Source organism: Ruegeria sp. HKCCD6426 (genome assembly GCF_057221115.1).
Window position 1 is genome coordinate 225,781 of sequence record NZ_JBWVBF010000002.1, and the last position, 23,266, is coordinate 249,046.

Here is a 23,266-nt window from a genome sequence, read left to right on the forward strand (position 1 = left end):
ATGGTGCGCACCCCGCACCCAACTATCAACGTGGGATGTGCTTTTAGGGCTCCAAAGTTGCCGTTCTCTGCGACCCGCTCGTTTGGTGAGTGTTAACCTTGTACCGCTATTTGCATAGTCGGCTAGTTCAGCCCAAGCCGTGAGGATTTGGACAATCTGCTCACGACACTTTAGTCAAACTGCCTCACCGGGATTGAGGTGTAGTCCGTTTCCCCTGACACGTGAGCATGTCGGATTTCGGGGCAGGGGCACAAGAGACGGGTGGCGAAGACACCTTTCGTGCACTGCCCGCGACGATGCATGAAGGGTGGGTCGAAAGACCCACCCCTGGCCTACGCCAATCGGAAGCGGTGGATCAGGCCGCCGCGTAGTGATTGAACACTTCTGTGGTGCCATCCTTGCGGATCAGGAAGACCGAATAGGCTTCCCGCTCACTCTCCGGCCCCATGCCGGGTGAGCCAAAGGGCATACCGGGAACGGACAGCCCCACCGCATCGGGACGTTCGGCCAGAAGACGCCGGATATCAGTTGGCGGCACATGGCCTTCGATGACGTATCCCTCGACCAGGCCGGTGTGACAGGAGGCCATCTCCTCCGGGACACCCTTGGTGGCTTTATATTGAGACAAGGTCTCCCAGGAGGCGTTCTGCACCTCCATCTCGAACCCGTCGCTCTGCATGATGTCGATCCAGGCACTGCAACACCCGCAGTTCGGGTCCTTGAGGACCTCTACCCGCGGTTTGACGGTTGCCAGAGCCGGCGGGGCCAGAGTGATGGCGGAGGCACCAAGGCCAGCCAGGAAGAGGCGGCGGTCGAGTGTCGGGGTGGTCATGTCATTTCCTTTCCGTTTTCGCGCCTGCGGTGTGACGATGGTTCTTGTGACCGAAACCGCGGGCAAGTGTCATGATATGTGTCAAGCGGGCGGTCAGGAGCCGCCCTGCATCTGTTCGCTTTCGGTGCGCACCGCCTGCATGTCGCGGATGCGCTCGGGCCAGGTAGATTTGATATAGGCCAGGATGTTCCAGATCTGCTGGTCGCTCAGGCTGTCGCCGAATCCCGGCATGCCGCTGGCGTAACCGGACACGCCGCGGGCTTGCAGCGCCGCTTCACCACCCTGTTTGGTGTAGTCAAACAGCAGCGCATCCCCGTGATGCCAGGTATGGCCGGTCGCATCATGTGGCGGAGCAGGCAGGGTGCCATCCTCATTTGGGGTGCGCCAATTGGGTTGCCCCTCCAGTTCAGCGCCATGGCAGGAGGCGCAAAACTCGGCATAGAGCACCGCACCTTCCTCAACATCAGTCGTTTTCAGTTTCTCTGGCGGTCCCGCCTGCGTGCTCGACGGCGCGAACCATACGACCGCAGCACCGGTAACGACAATCCCGGCCAGGACAAATGCAAAGATGGTTCCGGTTTTCATTGCCTCATCCCCCTTCATGTTCGTCCATCAGATAGGTCGCGATAGCCGTCCGGTCGGCCTCTGTCAGGAAACTTGTGCCGTAAAGCACGACCTCGCCCATGGAGCCGCCAAAGGTATCCCCTTTGGGAGTGATGCCGGTGCGCAGGGCGTAGGCCAGGCTGGCGACGTCCCACCCCCTGCCGGCCAAAGTCAGATGATCGATGGCTGGTGCTTTCTCACCGCCTGGCAGCGCATCGCTGCCCCGGAAGTGCTCCGTGTCGGATTTGCGCGCGCCAGCGAAGTTGCGTCCCGTATGGCAGGCCGCGCAATGGGTGGCCCCTTCGGCGAGTTCGCGACCCCGGTTCCATACCGCGTCCTTCCCCACCACCGGCCCTGTCCGTGGAGGCTCCAGATAGGCGGCGCGCCAGAGTTTCAGCCCCCAGCGTTGGTTGAACGGAAAGCTCATCTGGGGCGTCCGCGAAGGTTCGGCGACCGGCGGCACGGTTTGGAAGGCGGCCCAGAGATCGGCAATCTCCTGATCCGAGAAATTGGCATAGAAAGGATACGGGAACGCCGGGTAATAGGCGTGCCCTTCGGGCGAGACCCCTTCGCGGACGGCGCGGGCGAATTGTGTCTGGCTCCAACCTCCGATTCCGTGGCCCGGGTCGGTGGTGAGGTTCGGCGAATACAGCGTGCCAAACGGGGTTTCCAACGCCACGCCACCCGCCAAGGGCGCTCCTCCTTTCGCGAAATTGGTATGGCATGCGATGCAGCCGGACGCGCGAGCCAGATAGGCGCCGCGATCAACATCCCCCTCCAGCGTGATGGGCGCGAGTGGCTGACCAATCGGCCACGCCATCAGGCCGGCAAGGCTGACCATGGCGATAACCAACCCAGCCAGCCCCAAACGATAGGGCTTACGCATCACTCAGACCTATTTCTCGACCCGAAAGCGTGTATGGCAGGCCGAGCAGACCTGTCCCATCATGGTGAAAACCCCGTCAGCCGGCATCTGTGATAGGTCCATCATATCGGAGCCTGCACCGATGCCCATCATTCCGCCCCCCATCATGGTGTCGCCCTGACCGCCCATCATACCGCCGACAGCAGGCATTTCGCCCGACATCACCAACCCGTTTTCGGAAGCTTCCCCCAATCCGTCCGCCGTCACACGCAGCTTTTCGGCCAGGGCTGAAAACGCGTCCCAGTCCTGCCAGATCTCTGGCTTCGCCTCGGATGGTGTATCAAGGCTACCTTCGGGGAACAATTTGGTCAGCGCCTCGCCTGCATGGCTGCTGATATCCTCAGACCGTTCGCGTACCACAGCGGCATCATAATCGACCTGCCCCCGCATCATCGGGGTCAGTACTTTCATCGCTTCTTTCATCACACCCATGCCATCCATGCGTTCCTTGACAATGCCGGTGGCTCCGCCATGCGCAAACACCGATTGGCTTGTCACAGCCAGAACGGACGCAACCACGGCGCCCAGCAACAGTTTTTCAGTATTCATTGGACTTCCCTGTCTGAGTTACCTCTTCACACCAGACGGTGTGTGCGGATACGGATCAGATAAGGTTTTTGGGTGGCGGTGGATCAAAATTTGAAACCACCGGGATGCCCTTCGTCGCGCGCGGCAGCACATACCGTTCGCTGCATCCCAATAATTCCGCCGTCAAAACTGATTGTTGGATGATCGCAGGGCCGCTGCAGAACGCCCCACCGTGACACTGGCCCTGATGGTCCTTTGCGGAATGTTCAGCGTGCGTTTGAACCTCGTCGGAAACCACGGAGGGCTCATGTTTTCCATGGGCCTCAGCGACACCGCCGGACAAAAGCAGAGCAGCGGCGAACACGCCTGCCGCGACGAGCATCAGCCCGATCCATCTGCGATTGTCCAAAAGCACCGCTCAGCTCATCCCGTTGTCTTGTTCCAATTCTCTCACCGAGGCGATGATGTTCTCAACGTCCGCGCGGGTCAAGCCTTCGACCAGCGACAACTCGCCGAACCGCCAATGACGCGCGTTCACGCGCTTCTATTCCCTTGCGTTGAGCCCGAGACCGGCAGTGATATCTGCACCGACAACTTCCATTCGGCGGCCCGTCATGATCAACGCCTGGAATACCGCCGGCAAGACGTTTTATAGCGCTCTACCTCACTCTCGGACGGCAGATCACCGGACGGTGCCTCAAGCCGATCGATCTGTTCGACGGAGCGTCCCGAGACATCCGCCAGCGCGTCTTTCGTGAGCCCCGCCAGCTTTCTCAGTTTCAAGAGCTCCAGGGCAAGGTCCGTCTTCTCCTGATTTTGCGCGAGAAACTCTTTGAGCTCTGGCCTCTCCTCCAGGATCGCTTGCTTCAGTTCTTCGACGCTCATACTGCTTCCTTTCCCAACCAACCCCTCCAAATCGATGCCATGCTACCAAAAAATTGCCTGTCCGGGCACCCTTTGCAGCGTCATCGCCAAACCTGGCAGACAAGGGATACGCGTAAAGCCGGTCAATCCCGCCAATCGCATGTTGACACATCCGGGCCGGAACCGTCCAAATGCAGCAAAAATTCGGAAACGCCGATCATGTCGAAACAAAGCAAGACTCTTTCAAGGATCCTGCGTCACGAGCCTGAACTCGTCGGGCTGACCCTTATGCCGGGCGGCTGGGCGCGTATTGACGATCTTTTGCGGGGGATGAAACGCTTCGGTCAGCCGCTGAATGTCGCAGAGCTGCGCAAAATCGTCGAGGAAAACGATAAAAGGCGGTTCACAATCTCGGACGATGGGACACTCATTCGCGCGGCTCAGGGACACTCGGTCGATGTTGACTTGGGTCTCGAAGCCGTAGCGCCGCCGGAAACCCTGTATCATGGCACTGCCAGATCAAATCTCGACAGCATTTTCAGCGAAGGTCTGAAACCAGGCAGGCGGCAACAGGTCCACCTTTCTCCTGATCCTGAGACCGCTGAAAAGGTAGGGCAACGGCGCGGAAAACCGGCCGTCCTTCGGATAGAAACTGGCAGTATGCATCGGGACGGTTATGCGTTCTATCGGGCGGACAATGCGGTTTGGTTGACGGATTTCGTCCCTGCGCAATACCTGGGTTTCTAATCCGACCGCGATACTTGCAAAACGAACGGGCACCTGAACCCGCCGGGCATACTGAATGAACATGGTGATGGACGGCAACGGTCGTGAGCAAACCATCTATGAAACAACGGTTCGAACGATTGGGCCTGTCAGGGAAATCGACCAGGTGCGGTCCGGTTCGTCAGAAAACACTGCCCTGATCCGAAAGCGGGGCAGTGAAGCGCAAGTGCCATCGGCCGCGATAGCCTTGGCGCGTCGGGGTGCCTCCATGCTCAAGGCGAAGCGTTGCCTGGAGGGTTTCTTAAAAGATGGTCAGGCCGCCATTCACCTGCCGACTGTGGAAGACCGAGGAGCACTGCAGGCAGATCTTGAGAAGGCTGGTATCGGCGCGCGGTTCTTAACAGCGGATGCTTAGGCTCCTTCTTCAGCTTCCAATTGTCCAGTTTCAGTAGTCTTGTCGCTCACCACAAGCACAAGCTGCACTATTGAGATCGGCAATGCGGTGGCAATGATAGAAGCTCCGTCAGTTGCTTGCCCTTGGTCACCAGCAATCAAGCATCCTCCTCGCCCTCGGTCGTTGCATCGGTATCTGTCTCGATTGCCTCCGTCAGAGCATCCCTTTTGGGTTTCAGCTCGCCTGGAACGTCGAAATTTGTGTGGCGGCCACCCTCAATCCTTTCAAGAATGGCACCCGCTGCTGAAGCGGCAACAGCTTCTTCAGCCACTGCTTCTGCGCTGTCACGACACCAAACATTTGATCTTTTGATTTTCTGTTTCAGCAAATCGTCCAGACAGCGCTCCAATTCGTCTACAGGAACAAACTTGCGCAGAAGTGCAATCAGGTCGGCGCGGCTGAGAGATTGGAGCTTGCTGTCCATTCTGAGACCATAATCCAAAACGAGGCCCAGAGCCATGTTTGGTAAGGACTTCGCCAGAAGCTGACGGAGTCAGGCGGCGGCTGAAAATTGCAGATACCGCCCGTTGATGTCTCATGCGAAAAGGTGATCTGAACGAAATCAACAATCGCCGTGTGCTCTGCTGCTCATGCTGGCGATCGGAACTGAATAGTAGGCGGTCCCTCGCAAACCTCAGGAAGAGATCAGCCCCCTTCCGTCCCGGTAAACCTGCTTCCAGGGCAGAATGGAAAAGGAGGCCCTGAGACCCGTCGGCCAGAACGGATCGGCGTGGATCAGCTTCACGACCTCACTTTGATCCTCAGCCTCAACGATCCAAAGACCATCGCGCCCTCTGTTCTCGCCGTCTGTCAGGGGTCCGGCGGCTTCGACTGCCTCGGCGTTATCTTCGAGGAAAGCGATATGCTCTTTCATGTGAGCCGCCCGAATACCAGGATCGGCATCAGCTACATCTTCAAACAGGACGATGAATTTCATTTAGGATCCTCATTTTGCTGTGCCAAAGCGACTATGGCAGAGCAAATTTGCTGTTTGGCAAAGTAATTTTGCCAGTCTAATCTGCAAAAATGCAGGATCATGATTGGGATGACTTCAAATATCTGCTCGCGCTGCACAGAACAGGCACGCTGTCGGATGCGGCACGGCGGTGCGGTGTGAACGAAACGACGGTCGCGCGACGTTTGAAACGGTTGCAACAGACGCTGGGCATGACCCTCTTTGTCCGAAACGAAGCGGGTCGGCATCAATTGGTTGAATCAGCTCATCAAATACTAGAGCACGCTGAAACCATGGAACGCGAAAACACGGTGCTAAGAGAGCATCTGGATCAGTCCTCCGGCCAGGTTGCAGGCACGATCAGGATCAGCGCCGTTCCCGTGATCATCAATCAGGTCATTCTGCCTCACCTCGGAAAGCTGGGCGACAAGCATCCACACCTGACCGTCGAGCTGGTTCCTGAAGCACGAAACATCGACCTGACAAAACGCGAGGCCGATCTGGCCATCCGCTTCTCCCGCCCCGAACAGGGCGGTTTGACGACAAACGCCCAAAAACTCGGCGAATTGGGGTTCGATGCGTATTGCGGATCGCAGCTGACAAAAGAACAGCAGGATAGCGCTGACTGGATTTGCTACGATGATGCCTCAGCATCCCTTCCGCAGGCGCGATGGACAGAGGAGCTTCGAAAGCACCTCAAACAGCGCCCATGCGGTTTCCGGGTTTCGGATATCGACACCGCTCTGGAGGCAACGGCGAGAGGATATGGGAAAGCTGTCCTGCCGAAGCTGGTCTGCGGCGCAGACAAAAGGTTTCGTTGTATCGGCACAGAGCCGTCGAAATCAGGCATGGCACGGGATGTGTGGCTGCTATCGCATTCAGATGAAGCGCGTTTGTCGGTAACCACTGTCAAATCCTGGTTGGCCGAATTGTCTTGGGCGTGACCACCGCTCGAAAGCAATGTCACGTCAGACATCATCGGTTACCATCAGATCTGCATATAGGGCCTCCACAGGCGTCTGACGCATTCCGTGTGGTGGAACATAAATGAGCCTCAGCGCCAGCTACGCCGGGGCTCATTAGCGGTATGGGCGTAGGCTTGTTGAAGCCGAGAATGACACGAGCTGCATAGCTGTAATCGCATGCACGTAATGAGACCCGCGGCTCGATTGCTTGGGCCAAAGCCTGGTTGATTGGTTTGTCCTGAGTTTGAAAAACTTTTTTCAAGTCCCAACTCAAGCTCCTGAACTCCAATGAAGGCTTGAGGAGCATTTCTGTCTACCAACCGCTAAATCTGGTTCAAAATGACCGGATCGGTGATTTTGTCGTCATCGACCAACAGGAACGCTTTGCTAAGAATCGTAGAGAGAGTTGCATCACCTTCGAATGGCAGTGCGATCTTTTTGGGTTTCGCATCTGGAACAATGCAAACATGTCTTCGGTTTGCTTCAAGATGAACGGCCGCAGAACCCAGGTGAATCAGATATGCGTGTTTTTTGCCCTGCACTTTCAGATGCATATCATCCAGGCTGAAATATTTGGCTTTCTTCAGGCGCGGCAACAGAATTTCAAGCATCTCGCGACGCGTTTTGGCGGACCCTTCCAGCCGCCGAGTGTGGCTGGTAGCCCAATAAATGTCTGCGTCCCGGCGCCATTGGCTCGGGTGCTCGGCATCACGTCCACGATCCTCCCATTCTGGGTCCAGACTGATCGAGGGCACAGACGTGAATAAATCACAATGGCGCAGGATTTCGGAAAATACCCTTGACGGAATCTCCTCCAGCGGCTGCTCGTAGCCGCGTCCAAATCGCGCTTTGCTGTCCAGCTTGTGAAACTTAAGTCCCGCTTCGTGCATGACTGCTACGTAGGAACTGGCCAATTAGGTGTCAGTTGGGAGTTCTGGTTGGAGGAACCATTCCGGCACAGCCTGAACCTGAACCAGTTGCCTCGCGGCTCGAACAACGTCTTGAAACGTCATCACATTGTCCTTCATGACGGCCGAGGCGCCCTTCAAAATACGGAGCACTTGCCCGACGCGACCGCCGGACAAACCATAGAGCCGGACCGCCATTGGGCAGCATCATTTCCTTCAGTGTCTGGACAGTCAGAACGGACGCCGGTTCTTTCAGGCTGAGTTGCATGCCGACGCACATTCCTGTCGCGCAATCAATGGCCGCGCAATCCCATGGTCGGCTCACTGTTCCTTCGTCATCGACAACGACAAACAGATCGACTTGAGTGCTGTCCATCTCCACGCGTTCGAATGGCCTTTCTACTCGCGCAAAGTGACCCGCTTGCACGAGCCGCATTTTGGCCTCGTGACCGCCGACGCGTGTTTTCACAACGTCGGCGTGCGGCAGGCTGCGGATGATCCGATCAACAACCTTTTGGCCATGCGGTTGAGGTTCGATGTCATAATTGGCACAGCGCTCAAGATAAACAGCCCGGGCATCTCTCCAGACTGCCTTCGCTGTTTTGCGGTCCGTTTTCAGATATTGCTCTTCCAGAATATCGAGGACAATTTCTTCGAAAAGCGCATCGTTGCGAGTAGTTCTATTCCCGGATCGGTAACGTCCATCTTCGAGCCAACGTCACCTTGCTCACGATGTGCCTTTATCCATTTCTGAATTGCCCGGACGCCAGGAAACCTTTCTGCATGCTTTGCGAAACGCAAATCCGCAAGAAAGTGCTTACGCATCAATATGATCCGCTCTTCCCAATTGAAGCCATCTTGCCTCAATCTCTCGGCCATTTTGAGGGCTTCATATCGAAACTGAGCGTTCAATCGCTCTTCGCTACTTATGTATCGACCAGAAGCTGATGCCTGTTCATCATGCGCAACATTGCCACGCGATACTTGAAGCCGGAATTCTATGTCGGATATCTCGTGAACCACGCCCTCAGGCGATTTGAGCTGCACTGCAGACCGCCCGACAACTCGACCGATGACTTCATGCTGAACCCCATCGATACCAATTTGGCGCCCGTCATACTTTTCGATCATCTCTGTCATAGCGCAAGAATCTCCAGATGCGCACTGCTTCCACCTGCGGCCACCAGGGGTGTTTTGTCGCGAAATCTGGTGCTGATTTGAGCAATCTCGCGACCCGAGATCGTCGTTAGAAAATTCACAGCAACAAGATGAAAATCAACGGTGCCGGCAAAGCCGACAACCGTTTTCTTCATACCCTCAAAATTCGATGAAATTTGGGGCCGATTTTGTCCTAACCCAGAGGTCGTCCAGACGCACCAGCGCGAACGATTATGGGCGTCGCGAACGATTATGGGTGATCCTACAAATTGTCTAGAAATCCAGGTTTTCAACGCTCAGCGCGTTTTGCTGGATAAACTCGCGACGCGGTTCGACGACATCGCCCATCAGCTTCGTGAACAGATCATCCGCTTCGACCATGTCATCTACACGCACTTGCAACAGCGTTCGCGCATCGGGGTCAAGCGTGGTTTCCCACAGCTGATCGGGGTTCATTTCGCCCAGACCTTTGTAGCGTTGCAGGGACAGGCCCTTCTCACCCTCTTCCAGAATCGCACGCAACAGGTCCAGAGGCCCGTGGATTACCTGGCTGCGATCGCGGCGGACCAGCGTTGCCGGAGTGTTATAAATCTCTTGCAGACTTTGAGTAAAGCTTCCGGTCTTTCTTGCCTCGCCCGAGCGTAGCATCGGGCCGTCCAGCGTGCGGACCTCCTCGACTCCGCGCAGGATACGGGCCAGACGGATGCCGTGATCTTGTGTAATCCGACCTTGCCAGCCGCGCTCGTATTCCAGCGCGATCAGGTCCAGCCGGGCTGCAACTTTATTGGCCACGCCTTGCAGATCGGCATCCACTGCGCCCGGTACAAAGGCGCCGGCAACGGCGGCTTGCTCCAGAATATGGCGGGGGTAGTGGGTCGGGAAGGCGTCAAGAACACGTTTGAGCTGACGTGCTTCGTCCACCACGCGGGTGAGGTCCTGACCAATGATTTCCTCGCCCGTACCGAGTTTCAGAACTGCCCCTTCGACGCCCTGATTGACCAGGTATTCATCCATCGCCGCCTGATCCTTTAGATACACCTCGGACTTGCCGCGCGATACTTTGTAAAGCGGCGGCTGCGCGATGTAGAGGTAACCGCCTTCGATCAGTTCAGGCATCTGCCGGTAGAAAAAAGTCAGCAATAGGGTCCGAATATGGGCACCATCCACGTCCGCGTCGGTCATGATGACGATTTTGTGGTAACGCAGCTTTTCGATGTTGAATTCATCGCGCCCGATACCGGTGCCCAGCGCCATGACGAGGTTACCGATTTCCTGACTGCCCAACATCCGATCGAACCGCGCGCGCTCAACGTTCAGAATTTTACCCTTGAGCGGCAAGATCGCTTGCGTTTGCCGGTCGCGACCAGTTTGTGCAGATCCGCCCGCAGAGTCCCCCTCGACCAGAAAGACTTCGGTTTTTGTCGGATCTTTTTCCGAACAATCCTTTAGCTTACCAGCCAGAAAGTTCACATCCATCGCTGTCTTGCGGCGGGTCAGTTCGCGGGCTTTGCGGGCAGCTTCGCGGGCCAATGCGGCCTCAATGATTTTGCCGACAATGATTTTGGCTTCATTCGGGTTCTCTTCGAACCACTCGGACAGTTTTTCGTTCATCAGACTTTCGACCGCAGGTCGGACCTCGGACGAAACCAGTTTGTCCTTGGTCTGAGACGAGAACTTGGGGTCGGGCACTTTCACCGATAGCACGCAGGTCAGGCCTTCGCGCGCATCGTCGCCGGTAAAGCTGACCTTTTCCTTTTTCGCGATGCCACTGGACTGCGCGTAGTTGTTGATCGTTCGGGTCAGCGCACCGCGGAAACCCGCCACGTGCGTGCCGCCATCGCGTTGCGGGATGTTATTTGTAAATGGCAGAACCGTCTCGTGATAGCTGTCATTCCACCACATCGCGATTTCAACGCCGATATCGTCCCGTTCGCCCTTGATATAAATCGGTTCAGGCATCGCGGCGGATTTGGAACGGTCCAGATACTTGACGAACTCCTTCACGCCACCCTCGTAGAACAACTCGGTCTCAAGCCGTTCCGCCGGGCGTTCGTCGATCAGGATGATCCGCACACCTGAGTTCAGGAACGCCAGCTCGCGCAGGCGCTTTTCAAGCGTCTCGAAGGAATATTCCAGATTCGAGAATGTGTCCGTTGAGGCGAGGAACCGCACTTCGGTTCCGGTACGATCGCCGCATTCGCCGACCACTTTCAGATGCTCCACAGTCTCTCCGCTTTCGAAGCGGGCCAAGTGTTCCTTGCCGTTGCGCCAGATGCGCAGTTCCAGCCATTTCGACAGGGCGTTCACAACCGAAACGCCCACGCCATGCAAGCCGCCCGACACCTTGTACGAGTTGCTGTCGAACTTACCGCCCGCGTGCAGCTGGGTCATGATGACCTCGGCGGCAGAGACACCCTCTTCCGCGTGGATATCAACCGGAATTCCGCGGCCGTTATCGCTGACGGAAACACTGGAATCCGCGTGAATTTTCACGGTCACATGATCGGCATGATCGGCCAGAGCCTCATCAATTCCGTTATCGACCACCTCATACACCATATGGTGCAGCCCCGAGCCATCATCCGTGTCCCCGATATACATGCCAGGGCGCTTGCGAACCGCCTCTAACCCTTTGAGAACTTTTATGGAATCAGCGCCGTATTCCTGAGGTGCCTGTGCGTCTTCGGACATTCCGTGAGTACCTATATTATTTTGGTAACTTATACGTTCTCTGGTGGGGATTGTCACGCGATCCCCCAATATTTTGTGGTGGAATCGGGTGAATCAGGATTACTCGGCGAACTGCCGCCATTCGGTCAAAGACGATCGATATCCGCCGCAATATCCGCCGCGATTGCCCGCGCATCTACATCCCTGCGATCTGCCGATAAACGCAACCCCAGAAGGTCGGATTGATAGCGCATCGCCAGTTTCTCCGGATCGTGATCGGAACTGAGTTCGCCCAGCTCCTGCGCGCGACGAAAGAGGTCGGCGAAGCAAGCTTTCATCTCGGCCATGTGTATGGCAGCTTTTTCGGCCAACTCATGGTCTTTTGCATGCAACTCGGCATAGGTTTTTGCAAGCATGCATGCCTTCACGGGCATCTCTGTCGCCTCGATCACCAGCTGCGGCTGCGCCTGCAGCGCCCGCTTGGGACCCAGTTGTTCCGCCAAGGCCGACAGGCGGGCTACACCAGCGCGCGTATAACGCTCTAACGCAAGAGCATAGAGCGCATCCTTGGACCCGAAAGCCGCGTAAAAGCTGCCTGGCTTCAGCTTCAACTCGCGCTCCAGATCTTTCAGCGACGTCCCCGCCCAGCCCTGACGCCAGAAAATATCCCTGGCCTGGTCAATCAGCGCATCACGGTCATACGAGGGTTTTCGGGGCATCGGCCTCACCATTTCTTGAATGATCATTCAAATATATACTTGAGTGATTGCTCAATAAACCCTATTTCGGAGTCATCGCGCCAAAAAATGGAGTTTCGACATGGCAAACTTTCCATCCCACGATCTGACCACCGCCCCTGAAGGATCCAAACCCCTGCTGGAAAAATCTCAGGCAGCTTTTGGTCGCTTGCCCGGCCTGCACAAGGTTATGTCTGAGAGCCCCCAGCATCTGGAAGGCTATCAGGTTCTGCACAACCTGTTCCTGCAGACCGATTTCGACAACGATGAGAAAACCGTTGTCTGGCAGACCATCAATGTAGAAAACGAATGCCACTACTGTGTCCCGGCCCATACCGGCATCGCAAAGATGATGAAGGTGCCGGACGAGATCACCAACGCCCTGCGCGACGAAACTCCGCTGCCCAGCGCCAAGCTCGAGGCGCTGCGTACTTTCACCCTGCAGATGATGCACCAGCGTGGCAACGTCACTGACGAGCAGATGCAGGCGTTCTTTGATGCCGGCTATTCGCACCGCGCGGTATTGGACGTGGTTCTGGGGCTGGCACAGAAAACCATGTCGAACTACGTCAACCACATGGCTCAAACGCCGGTAGACAAGGTCTTCCATCCCCTACTTTGGAAACGCAAAGTCAGCGAACCCGCTTAAGGGGTCACGACCGAACCTTCATCACCTTCGGTCACAACCAGCGTCTGGGCGCGATCGCCCAGATCCGCAAACAGCTCAGGCCCGGTGCCCGTCATCCAGGCCTGAGCGCCAAGAGCGCAGATCTCATCATACAGCGCGGCCCGGCGCCCGGCGTCCAGATGTGCCGCCACCTCATCCAGCAAAACAATCGGCGGCGCCCCAACCAGGCCGGCCAGCGCCCGCGCGTTGGACAGGATCAGTGAGACCAAAAGCGCCTTCTGCTCTCCGGTCGAGCAATCCTTGGCGGGAACGCCCTTGGCAGCATACACGCCCCATAAATCCGACCGATGCGGGCCCACCAATGTCCGGCCTGCCGCCAAATCGCGAAAGCGGCTTTCGGTCAGCGCCTCGCGCAGATCGTCCGATGTCTCAGGCATGGCGCCCTCGGTCTGCACCAGTTCCAGCTCCGCAGATGGAAAAGCCGTTTCGGCTTGAGCCTGCGCCGCGCGCAAATAATCCAAAGCGGCCAGTCGTGCCGCGTGGATGCGATGGCCCATCTCAGCCATCTGCCCCTCAAGCGCGGCATACCAGTGCGCGTCCCGTACTTGTTCTTTCAGCAGGCGGTTACGTTCCCGCATTGCCTTTTCATAGGTCAGGGAAGCTTCGGCATGGGTGGGATCAAAACTCAGGGCGAGCCGGTCCAGAAACCGCCGCCGACCCTCGGCTCCTTCGATCCACAAACGGTCCATTGACGGAATCAACCAGACGACGCGCGCCAGCTTTCCCAGATCGATCTGCGTCGCAGCCTTTTCATCAACCCGAACCTGACGCGCCGCGCCGCTTTCAGACCAGGTCTCAATCTCACATTGTTGACCCTGCGCCTGCAACAGCCCGGACAATTTCCAGCCCAGCGCCTCGGGTCGCCTCGTCATCTCGGCCGCACTTGCCCGTCGCATCCCGCGACCGGGCGAGAACAAAGACACCGCTTCAAGGATGTTGGTTTTACCGGCCCCGTTTGGACCATGAATGGCCACCGGCCGCCCATCCAACGACAACCGCGTCATCTTGTGGGACCGAAAGTGCGAGACCGTAAGCTCGGTCAGGGCCAAAGTCATGACCCCTCCCTTCTTCTGTTTTGATAAACCTCCGTCGGAGGCATCGACCGTCAGCGCAATCAGACGCGCATCGGCATGACCACGTAAACCGCGCTCTGGTCATTGCCTTCACGCATCAATGTCGGATCACCTGCGGAATTGAACAGGAACACCGCATTTTCGCGATCCACCTGAGACGCAATCTCCAGCAGGTATTTGGCATTGAAGCCGATTTCCAACCGCTCGTCGCCATAAGCGACGGCCAATTCTTCCTCTGCCGCACCGCTGTCAGGGGCGTTTACCGACAGCACCAGCTTGTCACCGTCCAGTTGCAGCTTCACGGCGCGCGAGCGTTCTGACGACACAGTTGCAACCCGGTCCACGGCCTGTGCGAATTCGGCGGCATCCACCTCCATCTTGCGGGTGTTGCCCTGCGGAATGACGCGCGTGTAGTCGGGGAAGGTTCCGTCGATCACCTTCGACGTCAGAGTGATATCCGGTGTAGCGAAACGCACTTTGGTTTCGCTGACCGAAACAGCGATATCCATCTCGTCATCGTCCAGCAGCTTGCGCAGCTCACCGACGGTCTTGCGCGGTACGATTACGCCCGGCATGTCCGCCGCGCCATCGGGACAATCCGCGTCGATGCGGGCAAGACGGTGACCATCCGTTGCCACACAGCGCAACACCTTGCCGCCTTCGGGGCCATCGGTCACGTGCATGTAGACACCATTCAGGTAGTACCGTGTCTCTTCCGTCGAGATCGCAAATTTCGATTTGTCGAACAGACGGCGCAGCAATGCGGCCGAGGCCGTGAAGTTTGATTGGTATTCCGACGACGCCATCACCGGGAAATCTTCTTTCGGCAGTGTCGCCAACGAGAAATTCGAGCGCCCCGCCTCGACCGTCAGACGACCTGCGGCGCTGTCGGCGGTCAGAGTTACCAAGGCTCCGTCGGGCAGTTTGCGCACAATCTCATGCAACGTGGTTGCGGCAACCGTTGTTGCGCCAGCCTTTTCGACCTGTGCGGGGGCTTTGTCGACTACCTCGATGTCCAGATCGGTTGCCCGAAACAGGACCTGATCGCCTTCCGCCTCAATCAGCACATTGGCCAGGATCGGAATTGTGTTGCGGCGTTCCACAACGGACTGGGCCTGAGAGACGGCCTTGAGAAGGGTGCCGCGTTCGATGCTGATCTTCATACCCTCTATTCCTCTGACTTGCGTGCCGAAAATGGGCGGGACTGGCACGTTAGCGGTTCCACCCTGAGGCACAAGGATTTTTTATGGTTTTCTGGGTCGGATTGCCCCTACCGTCAAGAGGCACGTGGCTGTACGGGCACAGTTCATCTTCGACCGTGGACAATAGCGCACAAGAAAAAACCCCGGACCTGTGGCCGGGGTATTTCGTGAGCGTGGATGATTTAAGTCAGGCCTCCAGCGAGCGGCGCAGCATTTCCACGTCTTCGGCGATCTGGCCATCGGTCAGCTTCAGCTCTTCAATGCGCTTGACGCCGTGCATGACCGTGGTGTGGTCCCGCCCGCCAAAGCGGCGGCCAATCTCGGGCAGTGACCGGCTGGTCAGCTGTTTGCACAGATACATCGCAACCTGACGAGGACGCGCATACGAGCGGAGGCGTTTCGGCCCGATGATGTCGGACAGGCGGATATTATAGTAATCCGACACTTTGCGCTGGATCTCTTCGACAGTGATCTTGCGTTCCGAGGCGCGCAGCACGTCAGCCAAACAATCCTGTGTCAGCTCCATATCGATCTCACGCCCCACCAGAGAGGCAAAGGCGAACAAACGTGTCAGGGCGCCTTCCAGCACGCGAACGTTGGTCGAGATACGATGAGCGAGGAATTCCAAAACACCGTCGGCGATCGTCAGGTCGGGATAGGTGCTGCTGTATTGCTGCACCTTGTTTTGCAGGATACCCAGACGCAGTTCATAATCGGTCGGATGCAGATCAACGACCAGACCGCATTGCAAACGCGACTTCACCCGGTCCTCAAGATCCTTGATCTCACCCGGAGCGCGGTCAGCCGAGATGATAATCTGCTTGTTCTGATCCACCAGGGCATTGAACGTGTGGAAGAATTCCTCCTGTGTGGAATCCTTGCCAGCGATGAACTGCACGTCATCGACCATCAGCACGTCCACCGAACGGAACAGATGTTTGAAATCCATCATCCGACGCTCACGCAGTGCCTGAACGAAGCGGTACATGAACTGTTCGGCAGACAGATAGAGTACGTTCAGCTCTGGATGCTTGGTCTTCAGTTCCCAAGCGATGGCATGCATCAGGTGGGTTTTACCCAAACCCACGCCACCATAAAGAACCAGCGGATTGAAGGTGACCGGCCCGCCCTCGGACACGCGGCGCGCGGCGGCATGGGCAAGCTCGTTGGGCTTGCCAACGACAAAACTGTCAAAGGTGAACCGTGCGTCCAGCGGCGCGGCCTGCAGAGCTTCGAGCGCTCCGTTCGCCAAGTCTGTCGCAGATACAGATTGTTCCGGTCGGGCGATCTTCTGGGGTTCGTCTGCGGATGGTGCAGGACGCACTGGCGAGTTGGCTGCCGTGCGGAAGGCCAGACGCTGCACTGTCTCACCCGAGGTGTTCAGCTCATAGAGAATAAGGTCCGCGAAATTTTGACTGACGTAGTTGCCCATAAAGTTGGTCGGCACTGAGAATACAGCCACACCATCCTGCAACTCTTTAAATTCCAGAGGTTCAATCCAGGTGGTGAAATTATTCTTACCGACGGCTTTCAGCAACTTGCTACGCAGTTGTCCCCATTTCTCTTGTGTCATTCAGCGCCTCACGCATCCCATTAATTATTGACCTGTCAGCCTTATCAAAACGGCCAGGTTCCCTAATATTTTGCGTTCACACACAAGGATACCCTTGCGCCGGATCGCCCGATCCGGCGGGTATTTTTTGAAAGTCAGCGCGCCAAAGCCTGTCCCACAGCAGAACATATCGGCCATCAAAGGCACGCGTCACAATCCAGTTTTTCGACAGGGCGAGAATCGTCGGAAACCCGAGACCCACAGCAGATCGTCCGTCCGGCAATTGCCGGTTTTCGAACATTCGTCCCTAGATCATCCTGATGCCCGTCAGTTCGATCTTTGGAACAGCCTGTCCCCCCAAGCGAGTGAATCGCTGACTTAGTGGTAACAAGAGGGCACGGGTTGCGGCAACGAAACTCTGATATTGACTCGGGTCTGAGAGCGAAAGAATCTCTCGGGCTCGGGAAGACGCGGCATTCCGGCAACAATGAAAAAGGCGCCACATGGTGCGACGCCTCTTTCAAGAATTAACACTTGACGTGCTTTTCCGAGAATCAACCCAGCGCTTTAACGCGCGCCGACAGACGCGACATTTTGCGAGAAGCAGTGTTCTTGTGGAAGACACCTTTGGTGACGCCGCGCATCAGTTCAGGCTGAGCCTCACGCAGAGCTGCGGTTGCCACTTCCTTGTCACCGGATGCGATCGCTTCTTCTACTTTGCGCAGATAGGTACGGATGCGCGAACGACGTGCTTTGTTGATTGCGAAACGCTTTTCGTTCTGACGTGCGCGCTTCTTTGCCTGGGGCGAATTTGCCATGTGTCTTTGACCTTTGTTCGGTACGGTTATCTGGGTTTGCGCGCCACGGATATCTCCGCACCGGGTCATCGATCACGAGTGTGAGTCGGGCCAGAGCGGGCCGCACGCGCATGTATAGCGGCGGTCTCTATCCAAGTTTGCAGGGTTTGCCAAGCTGATTCTTGTGACTTGCAAACCGTCCACGAAAAAGGCGGGGCTTGCCCGCCTGTTCTCAGGACAATTAACGCGGCTTACTTGTCGCGGAATTGCGCTGCACGCTTTTCAAGGAAAGCCGCCATGCCTTCCTTCTGATCCTCGGTGGCGAACATCGAATGGAACACGCGGCGTTCGAACAGCATCCCTTCGCTCAGCGGAACCTCATAGCTGCGGTTCACAGCCTCTTTGGCCGCAATCGCGGTCAGCTGAGATTTTTCGGCAATCTTCTGGGCTGCGCCCATCGCCTCGTCGATCAGCTTTTTGGCTGGAACAACACGGCTGACCAATCCGGCACGCTCGGCCTCTTCGGCATCCATGAAACGGCCGGTCAGGTTCATGTCCATCGATTTGGATTTGCCCACGAACCGCGTCAGGCGCTGGCTGCCGCCCAGACCGGCAATAACGCCCAGATTGATTTCGGGTTGCCCGAACTTGGCCGTATCAGCAGCGATAATGAAATCGCACAGCATCGCCAATTCGCACCCGCCGCCCAGCGCATAGCCGCCAACAGCTGCAATGATAGGCTTGCGAATGGCCGTGACACGATCATTGGCGTCGGCAAAAAGGTTGATGTTGAACACATCAACAAAGCTCATCTCCGACATTTCCTTGATGTCCGCGCCGGCGGCGAAAGCCTTGTCCGAACCCGTAACGACGATGCAGCGCACTTTGTCGTTGCTGTCTGCGTCTTCCAGCGCGTCGCACAGTTCACCCAGTAACTGGGTGTTCAGCGCATTCATCGCGTCTGGTCGGTTGAGCTTGATAAGGGCGACGTGGTCTTCGATTTCGACGATGATCGTCTCAAATGCCATGAGGTCAAAGTTCCGGTTGTTCCGTTCAGGTACGATTCCTTATCACGCGATTTCGCTGGATCAAGTTATCTTTGGCATTGCGCGCAATAGAAGGATGAGCGACCGGACTGAGTGATTCTCTTGATCGCGGCACCGCAACCTTCGGTCCGGCAGGGCTTTCCCTCACGGCCATAAACATCAAAGCTGTGCTGGAAATATCCAAGTTCTCCATCGGCTTGGCGGAAATCCCGTAGAGAAGACCCGCCTGCCTCAATGGCGTCCTGCAACACCTGCCGGATGATCGGAACCAGCGCCGCCACACGCAGTGCGGAAATTTGTCCGGCTTTGCGACGTGGCGACACACCGGCGCGATAAAGAGCCTCACAGACGTAGATATTGCCCAATCCGGCAACGATTCCCTGATCCAGCAATGCGGATTTGACCGGACTGTTCTTCCCTCGAAACGCTTCAACCAAGTGTTGCTCGTGAAAGTCGTTGCCCAGTGGTTCCGGCCCCAGAACCGACAGCAGCTTGTGATCTTCAGCGGTTGACGTTGGCATCAAGTCCATTGCCCCGAACCGGCGCGGGTCATTGAACGTGACGCGCGCGCCATTGGCCATGTGAAAGACCACATGGTCGTGCTTTTCCGGAGCGGGATGGTTATGCGCAAACTGCCCAAGCGGATCACCGGACACTGTCATACGCCCCGACATGCCCAGATGGATCAACAAAGTCTCGCCACTGCCGAGGTCGGCCAGGATGTATTTCGATCGCCGCCGCAGACGGTCTACTCGCTGCCCGGTCAGCCGCTCAGCCATGCGTTCGGGAAACGGCCAGCGCAGATCAGGACGATTCACATCCGCCTTTACGATTACCACCCCCTCCATCGCGGGGGTCAGGCCGCGTCTTACTGTCTCGACCTCAGGCAATTCGGGCATTTGGGGCTCCTAAATCAAAGGGCCGCATTGTGCCCCTGTTCCAGAGCCCTATAACAGAGGCGAAATTCGACAAACGGCAAGGCAAATGTCCGACAACAGCGACAAGACCACTCATTTCGGGTTCGAAACCGTCCGCGAGGCTGACAAGGCCGGACGCGTACAGGGCGTGTTCAACTCGGTCGCCTCGAAATACGACGTGATGAACGATGTCATGTCGATGGGTATCCACCGCGTCTGGAAAGACGCGATGATGGACTGGCTTGCGCCCCGGCCCGGCCAGCGCCTCATTGATGTTGCAGGGGGTACCGGCGACATCTCATTCCGGTTCTTGAAACGCGCGGGGTACGGCCACGCGACCGTTCTGGACCTGACCGAACCGATGCTGGTCGAAGGTCGCAAGCGCGCTGAAGCCGAGCAGATGGTGGACAGCCTGAATTGGGTAGTTGGCGACGCGATGGCCCTGCCGTTCGAGGACAACACCTTCGACGTCTACACGATTTCCTTCGGCATTCGGAACGTGACCCGCCCGCAAGAGGCCCTGAACGAAGCGTTCCGCGTCCTCAAACCCGGTGGTCGTTTGATGGTGTTGGAATTCAGCCAGTTGCCCAACGACGGGCTGCAAAAGCTCTATGACCTCTACAGTTTCAATGTCATCCCGCGCATGGGCAAGCTGATCGCCAACGATTACGACAGCTATCAGTATCTGGTGGAATCCATCCGCAAGTTTCCGGATCAAGAGACGTTCCTGGGTATGATTCGCACCGCCGGTTTCGAAAACGCCAAGTTCCGCAATCTCAGCATGGGTATCGCCGCGCTGCATTCCGGTTGGAAGATCTGATACATGCGTGGACCCCACAACATCATTCGCCTGATACGCACAGGCGCCACGCTAGAGCGCACAGGCGCTATGAACGTCGTCCTGGACGCGTTCGAAGCCCCGCGCGCAGTGCGCATCCTTGCCCATACTTTGGGTAAACCGTTTCAGTGGCTGGGCTACAAGGGCGACCCCGAGATGCCGCCTGCCACCCGCGCGCTAACTGCACTGGGCCCCGCTTACATCAAGTTCGGCCAGGTTCTGTCGACCCGCCCGGACGTCGTTGGTGAGGAATTGGCGGAACAGCTGCGCGTTCTTCAGGACAAATTGCCCCCGTTCTCTCGAACCGAGGCCATGGCAGAGGTTGAAAAGGAGCTTGGGCAACCCGTCGCAGAGATGTTCAGCGAGTTCAGCGAACCGATCGCCGCCGCTTCTATCGCGCAGGTCCACAAAGCCAAACTGGCAAGCACTGGCGAGGACGTCGCCGTCAAAGTTCTGCGCCCCAATATCGAACGCGCGTTTCGCAAGGACGTGGACGCGTTTTATTTTGCCGCCCGTATCGTTCAGCTTTTTGCCCCCGGTGCGCGCCGGTTACGCCCGATGGAAGTCATCGAGCATTTCGACGGCGTTGTACGCGGCGAGCTGGATCTGCGGCTGGAAAGTTCTGCGGCTTCGGAATACGCCGCCAACACCAAAGACGATGCCGGGTTTTGGCTGCCGCCTGTTGTTTGGTCCCTGTCTGCGCGTCGCGTTATGACGCTCAGCTGGGCGGACGGCATTGCACTCGGGGACAATGACGCGCTGGATGCGGCAAATCATGACCGCCGCGATCTGGCAGAGCGTGTCCTGCGGATGTTCCTGCTTCATGCCCTGAGGGACGGCTATTTCCACGCCGACATGCATCAGGGTAACCTGAAGGTCGCGGCCAATGGCGATATCATTGCCTATGATTACGGAATCATGGGCCATATCGATGAATACACCCGACGGGTCTATGCCGAGATCCTGTTCGGTTTCATTCGCCGCGACTACAAACGTGTAGCCGAAGTGCATTTCGAAGCCGGTTATGTGCCCGCCAATCAGGATGTCGATGAATTCGCCCGCGCCCTGCGTGCCGTAGGTGAGCCTATCTTTGGAATGGACGCCACGCACATCTCGATGGGCCGTCTACTAAACTACCTGTTCGAAGTCACCGAACGCTTCGGTATGGAAACGCGGACCGAACTGATCCTGTTGCAACGAACGATGGTCGTGGTCGAAGGTGTTGCCCGGTCTTTGGATCCGCATACCAATATTTGGGAAGTAGCCCGCCCCGTGGTCGAAGATTATATCAAGCAATCCATCGGCCCCCGCGCAGCCCTTCGGGATATTGGCAAGACTGCAATGGTCCTTGCCCGTTTCGGCCCACGCCTGCCTGTGCTGGTCGAAAACGCCCTTATCGCGCAGACACATAAAGACGAGCCACCAAAACCCGGCCTCGCAACTGCGATTCTACCCGCAGCGCTGGGCGCTGTTGCAGGCGCAGCGATTGTCTTGGTAATAATGGCGCTCGGCTAGTTTTGATCCGCCTGCTTCCGCAGGCGGCAAATGCCCTTTAGCTGAATTGCGGCCTGTCAGGTTGGGGGGGGTGACTGCCCCCTACCCGTTCACTTGTCAGAGCCGCTCGATTGCAATGGCAATGCCCTGCCCGCCACCGATGCACATGGTGACCAATCCCTTTGCACCCCCGATGCGCTCCAATTCATACAGAGCCTTCAAAGTGATAATTGCCCCAGTGGCTCCTACCGGATGACCCAAAGCAATAGCACCACCATTCGGGTTCACTCGGGCTGCATCAAGCCCCAGCTCCTGATTGACGGCCAAAGCTTGCGACGCAAAGGCTTCGTTGCTTTCGATGACGTCGAAATCCTCTACCGACAAGCCGGTTTTCTTCATCAGGTTTTGAACTGCCGGTACCGGGCCGATGCCCATCACCTCGGGACGAACGCCAGCGTGTGCGTAACCCAGAATGCGCGCTTTGGGCTTTAAACCGGCTTTCTCTGCTGCGTCTGTAGTTGCCAATACCATCGCCGCAGCACCATCGTTGATGCCCGATGCGTTGCCTGCCGTGACACGTCCGTCCTTTTTGAAAACAGCACGCAACCCTGACAATGCTTCAACCGTCGTCGCCTTGGGATGCTCGTCTACAGCGAAGTCCACCATATCGCGTTTGACCTTCACCTGCACCGGAGTGATCTGGCTTTCGAAATATCCGGCATCTATGGCTGCCGCCGCGCGGGACTGGCTCGTCAAAGCAAACTCGTCCATTTGCTCACGGCTGATTTGATGCTCATCCGCCACATTTTCCGCCGTGACCCCCATATGCCCTGTGCCGAACGGACAGTTCAGCGCGCCCAGCATCATGTCCAACGAGGCGACATCCCCCATCTTGGCACCCCAGCGTGCCTGCGGCACGATATAGGGACTGCGCGACATGCTTTCCGCACCACCAGCGACGGCGAAATCCGCATCACCCATCATTAGAGACTGAACCGCCGATACAACCGCTTGCGCGCCAGAGCCGCACAACCGGTTCACATTCATCGCTGGGGTCTCGTTCGGTATGCCCGCCTGCATTGCCGCGACACGTGACAGATACATATCCCGAGGCTCGGTACTGATCACGTTTCCGAACACCACGTGACCGATTTGGCTACCTTCGACGCCCGAGCGCTCCAACGCCGCCTTGGTAACGACGGTTGCCAAATCAATCGGTGCAGTCGAGGCAAGCGCGCCGCCAAACGTTCCAATCGCTGTGCGGGCTCCGTCCAGTATTACGATGTCGGTCATGTCTCACTCCTCTTGGATTTGGTGACAGTATGCATCCGCAG

The 23,266-nt window shown here is 57.1% G+C and carries 27 protein-coding genes; 6 read left to right on the plus strand and 21 right to left on the minus strand.

Features of this window, described 5'->3' with window-relative positions; genetic code table 11:
* Positions 1-355: 355 nt before the first annotated feature.
* The 6 genes from AC2TDA_RS05755 to AC2TDA_RS05780 all read right to left on the minus strand — a co-directional run bounded on the left by AC2TDA_RS05755 (position 356) and on the right by AC2TDA_RS05780 (position 3,773).
* A complete protein-coding gene (locus AC2TDA_RS05755; RefSeq protein ID WP_480877998.1) occupies positions 356-832 on the minus strand; it encodes a DUF411 domain-containing protein in 477 nt (158 codons plus the stop codon).
* Positions 833-925: 93 nt separating this feature from the next.
* Positions 926-1,417 (minus strand): c-type cytochrome, encoded by a 492-nt coding sequence (locus AC2TDA_RS05760; RefSeq protein ID WP_480877996.1) that lies wholly within the window; start codon positions 1,415-1,417, stop codon positions 926-928.
* Between the two features lie 4 nt (positions 1,418-1,421).
* Positions 1,422-2,321: a c-type cytochrome gene (locus AC2TDA_RS05765; protein WP_480877994.1), complete on the minus strand. Its 900-nt coding sequence runs from the start codon at positions 2,319-2,321 to the stop codon at positions 1,422-1,424.
* Between the two features lie 9 nt (positions 2,322-2,330).
* Positions 2,331-2,909, minus strand: a complete 579-nt coding sequence (locus AC2TDA_RS05770; RefSeq protein WP_480877992.1) for a c-type cytochrome — start codon at positions 2,907-2,909, stop codon at positions 2,331-2,333.
* A 55-nt stretch (positions 2,910-2,964) separates the two neighbouring features.
* Positions 2,965-3,303 carry a hypothetical protein gene (locus AC2TDA_RS05775; RefSeq protein WP_480877990.1) on the minus strand — a complete coding sequence of 113 codons (339 nt, stop codon included), beginning with the start codon at positions 3,301-3,303 and terminating at the stop codon, positions 2,965-2,967.
* Between the two features lie 203 nt (positions 3,304-3,506).
* Positions 3,507-3,773, minus strand: a complete 267-nt coding sequence (locus tag AC2TDA_RS05780; protein ID WP_480877988.1) for a helix-turn-helix domain-containing protein — start codon at positions 3,771-3,773, stop codon at positions 3,507-3,509.
* A gap of 198 nt (positions 3,774-3,971) precedes the next feature.
* On the opposite strand from AC2TDA_RS05780, the gene AC2TDA_RS05785 reads away from it, so the two are divergent.
* Positions 3,972-4,499: an RNA 2'-phosphotransferase gene (locus AC2TDA_RS05785; RefSeq protein ID WP_480877986.1), complete on the plus strand. Its 528-nt coding sequence runs from the start codon at positions 3,972-3,974 to the stop codon at positions 4,497-4,499.
* Positions 4,500-4,554: 55 nt separating this feature from the next.
* Positions 4,555-4,893, plus strand: coding sequence for a hypothetical protein (locus AC2TDA_RS05790; RefSeq protein ID WP_480844739.1), 339 nt, complete (start codon positions 4,555-4,557; stop codon positions 4,891-4,893).
* Between the two features lie 136 nt (positions 4,894-5,029).
* Here AC2TDA_RS05790 and AC2TDA_RS05795 read toward each other — a convergent pair whose 3' ends face one another.
* Both AC2TDA_RS05795 and AC2TDA_RS05800 read right to left on the minus strand, forming a co-directional pair.
* Entirely contained in the window at positions 5,030-5,356 is a 327-nt protein-coding gene (locus AC2TDA_RS05795) for a hypothetical protein (RefSeq protein WP_480877985.1), read from the minus strand.
* A 210-nt stretch (positions 5,357-5,566) separates the two neighbouring features.
* Positions 5,567-5,869, minus strand: a complete 303-nt coding sequence (locus AC2TDA_RS05800) for a YciI family protein (protein WP_480877983.1) — start codon at positions 5,867-5,869, stop codon at positions 5,567-5,569.
* Between the two features lie 89 nt (positions 5,870-5,958).
* Here AC2TDA_RS05800 and AC2TDA_RS05805 point away from each other — a divergent pair, with 89 nt between their 5' ends.
* Positions 5,959-6,831 carry a LysR family transcriptional regulator gene (locus AC2TDA_RS05805; RefSeq protein ID WP_480877980.1) on the plus strand — a complete coding sequence of 291 codons (873 nt, stop codon included), beginning with the start codon at positions 5,959-5,961 and terminating at the stop codon, positions 6,829-6,831.
* Between the two features lie 344 nt (positions 6,832-7,175).
* Here the strand turns inward: AC2TDA_RS05805 and AC2TDA_RS05810 are convergent, their stop codons facing one another.
* The 5 genes from AC2TDA_RS05810 to AC2TDA_RS05830 form a co-directional block, all read right to left on the minus strand.
* Positions 7,176-7,766 carry a DUF7737 domain-containing protein gene (locus AC2TDA_RS05810; RefSeq protein ID WP_480877978.1) on the minus strand — a complete coding sequence of 197 codons (591 nt, stop codon included), beginning with the start codon at positions 7,764-7,766 and terminating at the stop codon, positions 7,176-7,178.
* A 609-nt stretch (positions 7,767-8,375) separates the two neighbouring features.
* Entirely contained in the window at positions 8,376-8,891 is a 516-nt protein-coding gene (locus tag AC2TDA_RS05815) for a hypothetical protein (protein ID WP_480896850.1), read from the minus strand.
* A 5-nt stretch (positions 8,892-8,896) separates the two neighbouring features.
* On the minus strand, positions 8,897-9,073 hold the full coding sequence (locus AC2TDA_RS05820) for a hypothetical protein (protein WP_480877975.1): 177 nt from the start codon (positions 9,071-9,073) through the stop codon (positions 8,897-8,899).
* 118 nt (positions 9,074-9,191) lie between these two features.
* Complete coding sequence (gyrB, locus tag AC2TDA_RS05825) at positions 9,192-11,609, minus strand: DNA topoisomerase (ATP-hydrolyzing) subunit B (RefSeq protein WP_480877974.1); 2,418 nt, start codon at positions 11,607-11,609, stop codon at positions 9,192-9,194.
* Between the two features lie 125 nt (positions 11,610-11,734).
* Positions 11,735-12,307 (minus strand): TetR/AcrR family transcriptional regulator, encoded by a 573-nt coding sequence (locus AC2TDA_RS05830; RefSeq protein ID WP_480844748.1) that lies wholly within the window; start codon positions 12,305-12,307, stop codon positions 11,735-11,737.
* A 100-nt stretch (positions 12,308-12,407) separates the two neighbouring features.
* Between AC2TDA_RS05830 and AC2TDA_RS05835 the strand changes: the two genes are divergently transcribed.
* Positions 12,408-12,974 (plus strand): carboxymuconolactone decarboxylase family protein, encoded by a 567-nt coding sequence (locus AC2TDA_RS05835; RefSeq protein WP_480877972.1) that lies wholly within the window; start codon positions 12,408-12,410, stop codon positions 12,972-12,974.
* Here the strand turns inward: AC2TDA_RS05835 and recF are convergent.
* The 7 genes from recF to mutM all read right to left on the minus strand — a co-directional run bounded on the left by recF (position 12,971) and on the right by mutM (position 19,582).
* Positions 12,971-14,068, minus strand: a complete 1,098-nt coding sequence (gene recF, locus AC2TDA_RS05840) for a DNA replication/repair protein RecF (RefSeq protein ID WP_480877970.1) — start codon at positions 14,066-14,068, stop codon at positions 12,971-12,973. The genes AC2TDA_RS05835 and recF overlap by 4 nt on opposite strands.
* 59 nt (positions 14,069-14,127) lie before the next feature.
* Positions 14,128-15,249: a DNA polymerase III subunit beta gene (dnaN, locus tag AC2TDA_RS05845; RefSeq protein WP_480844751.1), complete on the minus strand. Its 1,122-nt coding sequence runs from the start codon at positions 15,247-15,249 to the stop codon at positions 14,128-14,130.
* Positions 15,250-15,475: 226 nt separating this feature from the next.
* Positions 15,476-16,861 carry a chromosomal replication initiator protein DnaA gene (gene dnaA / locus AC2TDA_RS05850; protein WP_480844752.1) on the minus strand — a complete coding sequence of 462 codons (1,386 nt, stop codon included), beginning with the start codon at positions 16,859-16,861 and terminating at the stop codon, positions 15,476-15,478.
* Between the two features lie 76 nt (positions 16,862-16,937).
* Positions 16,938-17,141 (minus strand): hypothetical protein, encoded by a 204-nt coding sequence (locus AC2TDA_RS05855; RefSeq protein ID WP_480877968.1) that lies wholly within the window; start codon positions 17,139-17,141, stop codon positions 16,938-16,940.
* A 253-nt stretch (positions 17,142-17,394) separates the two neighbouring features.
* Positions 17,395-17,658 carry a 30S ribosomal protein S20 gene (rpsT, locus tag AC2TDA_RS05860; protein WP_480844753.1) on the minus strand — a complete coding sequence of 88 codons (264 nt, stop codon included), beginning with the start codon at positions 17,656-17,658 and terminating at the stop codon, positions 17,395-17,397.
* 230 nt (positions 17,659-17,888) lie between these two features.
* A complete protein-coding gene (locus AC2TDA_RS05865; protein ID WP_480877966.1) occupies positions 17,889-18,665 on the minus strand; it encodes an enoyl-CoA hydratase in 777 nt (258 codons plus the stop codon).
* A 65-nt stretch (positions 18,666-18,730) separates the two neighbouring features.
* A complete protein-coding gene (gene mutM, locus AC2TDA_RS05870; RefSeq protein WP_480844755.1) occupies positions 18,731-19,582 on the minus strand; it encodes a bifunctional DNA-formamidopyrimidine glycosylase/DNA-(apurinic or apyrimidinic site) lyase in 852 nt (283 codons plus the stop codon).
* 85 nt (positions 19,583-19,667) lie between these two features.
* Here mutM and ubiE point away from each other — a divergent pair, with 85 nt between their 5' ends.
* Together ubiE and ubiB are read left to right on the plus strand one after the other, a co-directional pair.
* Positions 19,668-20,420, plus strand: a complete 753-nt coding sequence (gene ubiE / locus AC2TDA_RS05875; protein ID WP_480844756.1) for a bifunctional demethylmenaquinone methyltransferase/2-methoxy-6-polyprenyl-1,4-benzoquinol methylase UbiE — start codon at positions 19,668-19,670, stop codon at positions 20,418-20,420.
* 3 nt (positions 20,421-20,423) lie between these two features.
* On the plus strand, positions 20,424-21,953 hold the full coding sequence (ubiB, locus tag AC2TDA_RS05880; RefSeq protein WP_480877964.1) for a 2-polyprenylphenol 6-hydroxylase: 1,530 nt from the start codon (positions 20,424-20,426) through the stop codon (positions 21,951-21,953).
* 96 nt (positions 21,954-22,049) lie between these two features.
* Here ubiB and AC2TDA_RS05885 read toward each other — a convergent pair whose 3' ends face one another.
* Positions 22,050-23,225: an acetyl-CoA C-acyltransferase family protein gene (locus tag AC2TDA_RS05885; protein ID WP_480877962.1), complete on the minus strand. Its 1,176-nt coding sequence runs from the start codon at positions 23,223-23,225 to the stop codon at positions 22,050-22,052.
* Positions 23,226-23,266 lie beyond the last annotated feature (41 nt).

Bases quoted from the DNA above. Each gene is read 5' to 3' on its own strand.
- AC2TDA_RS05755 (WP_480877998.1), bottom strand. From the start codon at position 832: ATGACCACCCCGACACTCGACCGCCGCCTCTTCCTGGCTGGCCTTGGT.
- AC2TDA_RS05760 (WP_480877996.1), bottom strand. From the start codon at position 1,417: ATGAAAACCGGAACCATCTTTGCATTTGTCCTGGCCGGGATTGTCGTT.
- AC2TDA_RS05765 (WP_480877994.1), bottom strand. From the start codon at position 2,321: ATGCGTAAGCCCTATCGTTTGGGGCTGGCTGGGTTGGTTATCGCCATG.
- AC2TDA_RS05770 (WP_480877992.1), bottom strand. From the start codon at position 2,909: ATGAATACTGAAAAACTGTTGCTGGGCGCCGTGGTTGCGTCCGTTCTG.
- AC2TDA_RS05780 (WP_480877988.1), bottom strand. From the start codon at position 3,773: ATGAGCGTCGAAGAACTGAAGCAAGCGATCCTGGAGGAGAGGCCAGAG.
- AC2TDA_RS05785 (WP_480877986.1), top strand. From the start codon at position 3,972: ATGTCGAAACAAAGCAAGACTCTTTCAAGGATCCTGCGTCACGAGCCT.
- AC2TDA_RS05790 (WP_480844739.1), top strand. From the start codon at position 4,555: ATGAACATGGTGATGGACGGCAACGGTCGTGAGCAAACCATCTATGAA.
- AC2TDA_RS05795 (WP_480877985.1), bottom strand. From the start codon at position 5,356: ATGGACAGCAAGCTCCAATCTCTCAGCCGCGCCGACCTGATTGCACTT.
- AC2TDA_RS05800 (WP_480877983.1), bottom strand. From the start codon at position 5,869: ATGAAATTCATCGTCCTGTTTGAAGATGTAGCTGATGCCGATCCTGGT.
- AC2TDA_RS05805 (WP_480877980.1), top strand. From the start codon at position 5,959: ATGCAGGATCATGATTGGGATGACTTCAAATATCTGCTCGCGCTGCAC.
- AC2TDA_RS05815 (WP_480896850.1), bottom strand. From the start codon at position 8,891: ATGATCGAAAAGTATGACGGGCGCCAAATTGGTATCGATGGGGTTCAG.
- AC2TDA_RS05820 (WP_480877975.1), bottom strand. From the start codon at position 9,073: ATGAAGAAAACGGTTGTCGGCTTTGCCGGCACCGTTGATTTTCATCTT.
- gyrB (WP_480877974.1), bottom strand. From the start codon at position 11,609: ATGTCCGAAGACGCACAGGCACCTCAGGAATACGGCGCTGATTCCATA.
- AC2TDA_RS05830 (WP_480844748.1), bottom strand. From the start codon at position 12,307: ATGCCCCGAAAACCCTCGTATGACCGTGATGCGCTGATTGACCAGGCC.
- AC2TDA_RS05835 (WP_480877972.1), top strand. From the start codon at position 12,408: ATGGCAAACTTTCCATCCCACGATCTGACCACCGCCCCTGAAGGATCC.
- recF (WP_480877970.1), bottom strand. From the start codon at position 14,068: ATGACTTTGGCCCTGACCGAGCTTACGGTCTCGCACTTTCGGTCCCAC.
- dnaN (WP_480844751.1), bottom strand. From the start codon at position 15,249: ATGAAGATCAGCATCGAACGCGGCACCCTTCTCAAGGCCGTCTCTCAG.
- dnaA (WP_480844752.1), bottom strand. From the start codon at position 16,861: ATGACACAAGAGAAATGGGGACAACTGCGTAGCAAGTTGCTGAAAGCC.
- AC2TDA_RS05855 (WP_480877968.1), bottom strand. From the start codon at position 17,141: ATGTTCGAAAACCGGCAATTGCCGGACGGACGATCTGCTGTGGGTCTC.
- rpsT (WP_480844753.1), bottom strand. From the start codon at position 17,658: ATGGCAAATTCGCCCCAGGCAAAGAAGCGCGCACGTCAGAACGAAAAG.
- AC2TDA_RS05865 (WP_480877966.1), bottom strand. From the start codon at position 18,665: ATGGCATTTGAGACGATCATCGTCGAAATCGAAGACCACGTCGCCCTT.
- mutM (WP_480844755.1), bottom strand. From the start codon at position 19,582: ATGCCCGAATTGCCTGAGGTCGAGACAGTAAGACGCGGCCTGACCCCC.
- ubiE (WP_480844756.1), top strand. From the start codon at position 19,668: ATGTCCGACAACAGCGACAAGACCACTCATTTCGGGTTCGAAACCGTC.
- ubiB (WP_480877964.1), top strand. From the start codon at position 20,424: ATGCGTGGACCCCACAACATCATTCGCCTGATACGCACAGGCGCCACG.
- AC2TDA_RS05885 (WP_480877962.1), bottom strand. From the start codon at position 23,225: ATGACCGACATCGTAATACTGGACGGAGCCCGCACAGCGATTGGAACG.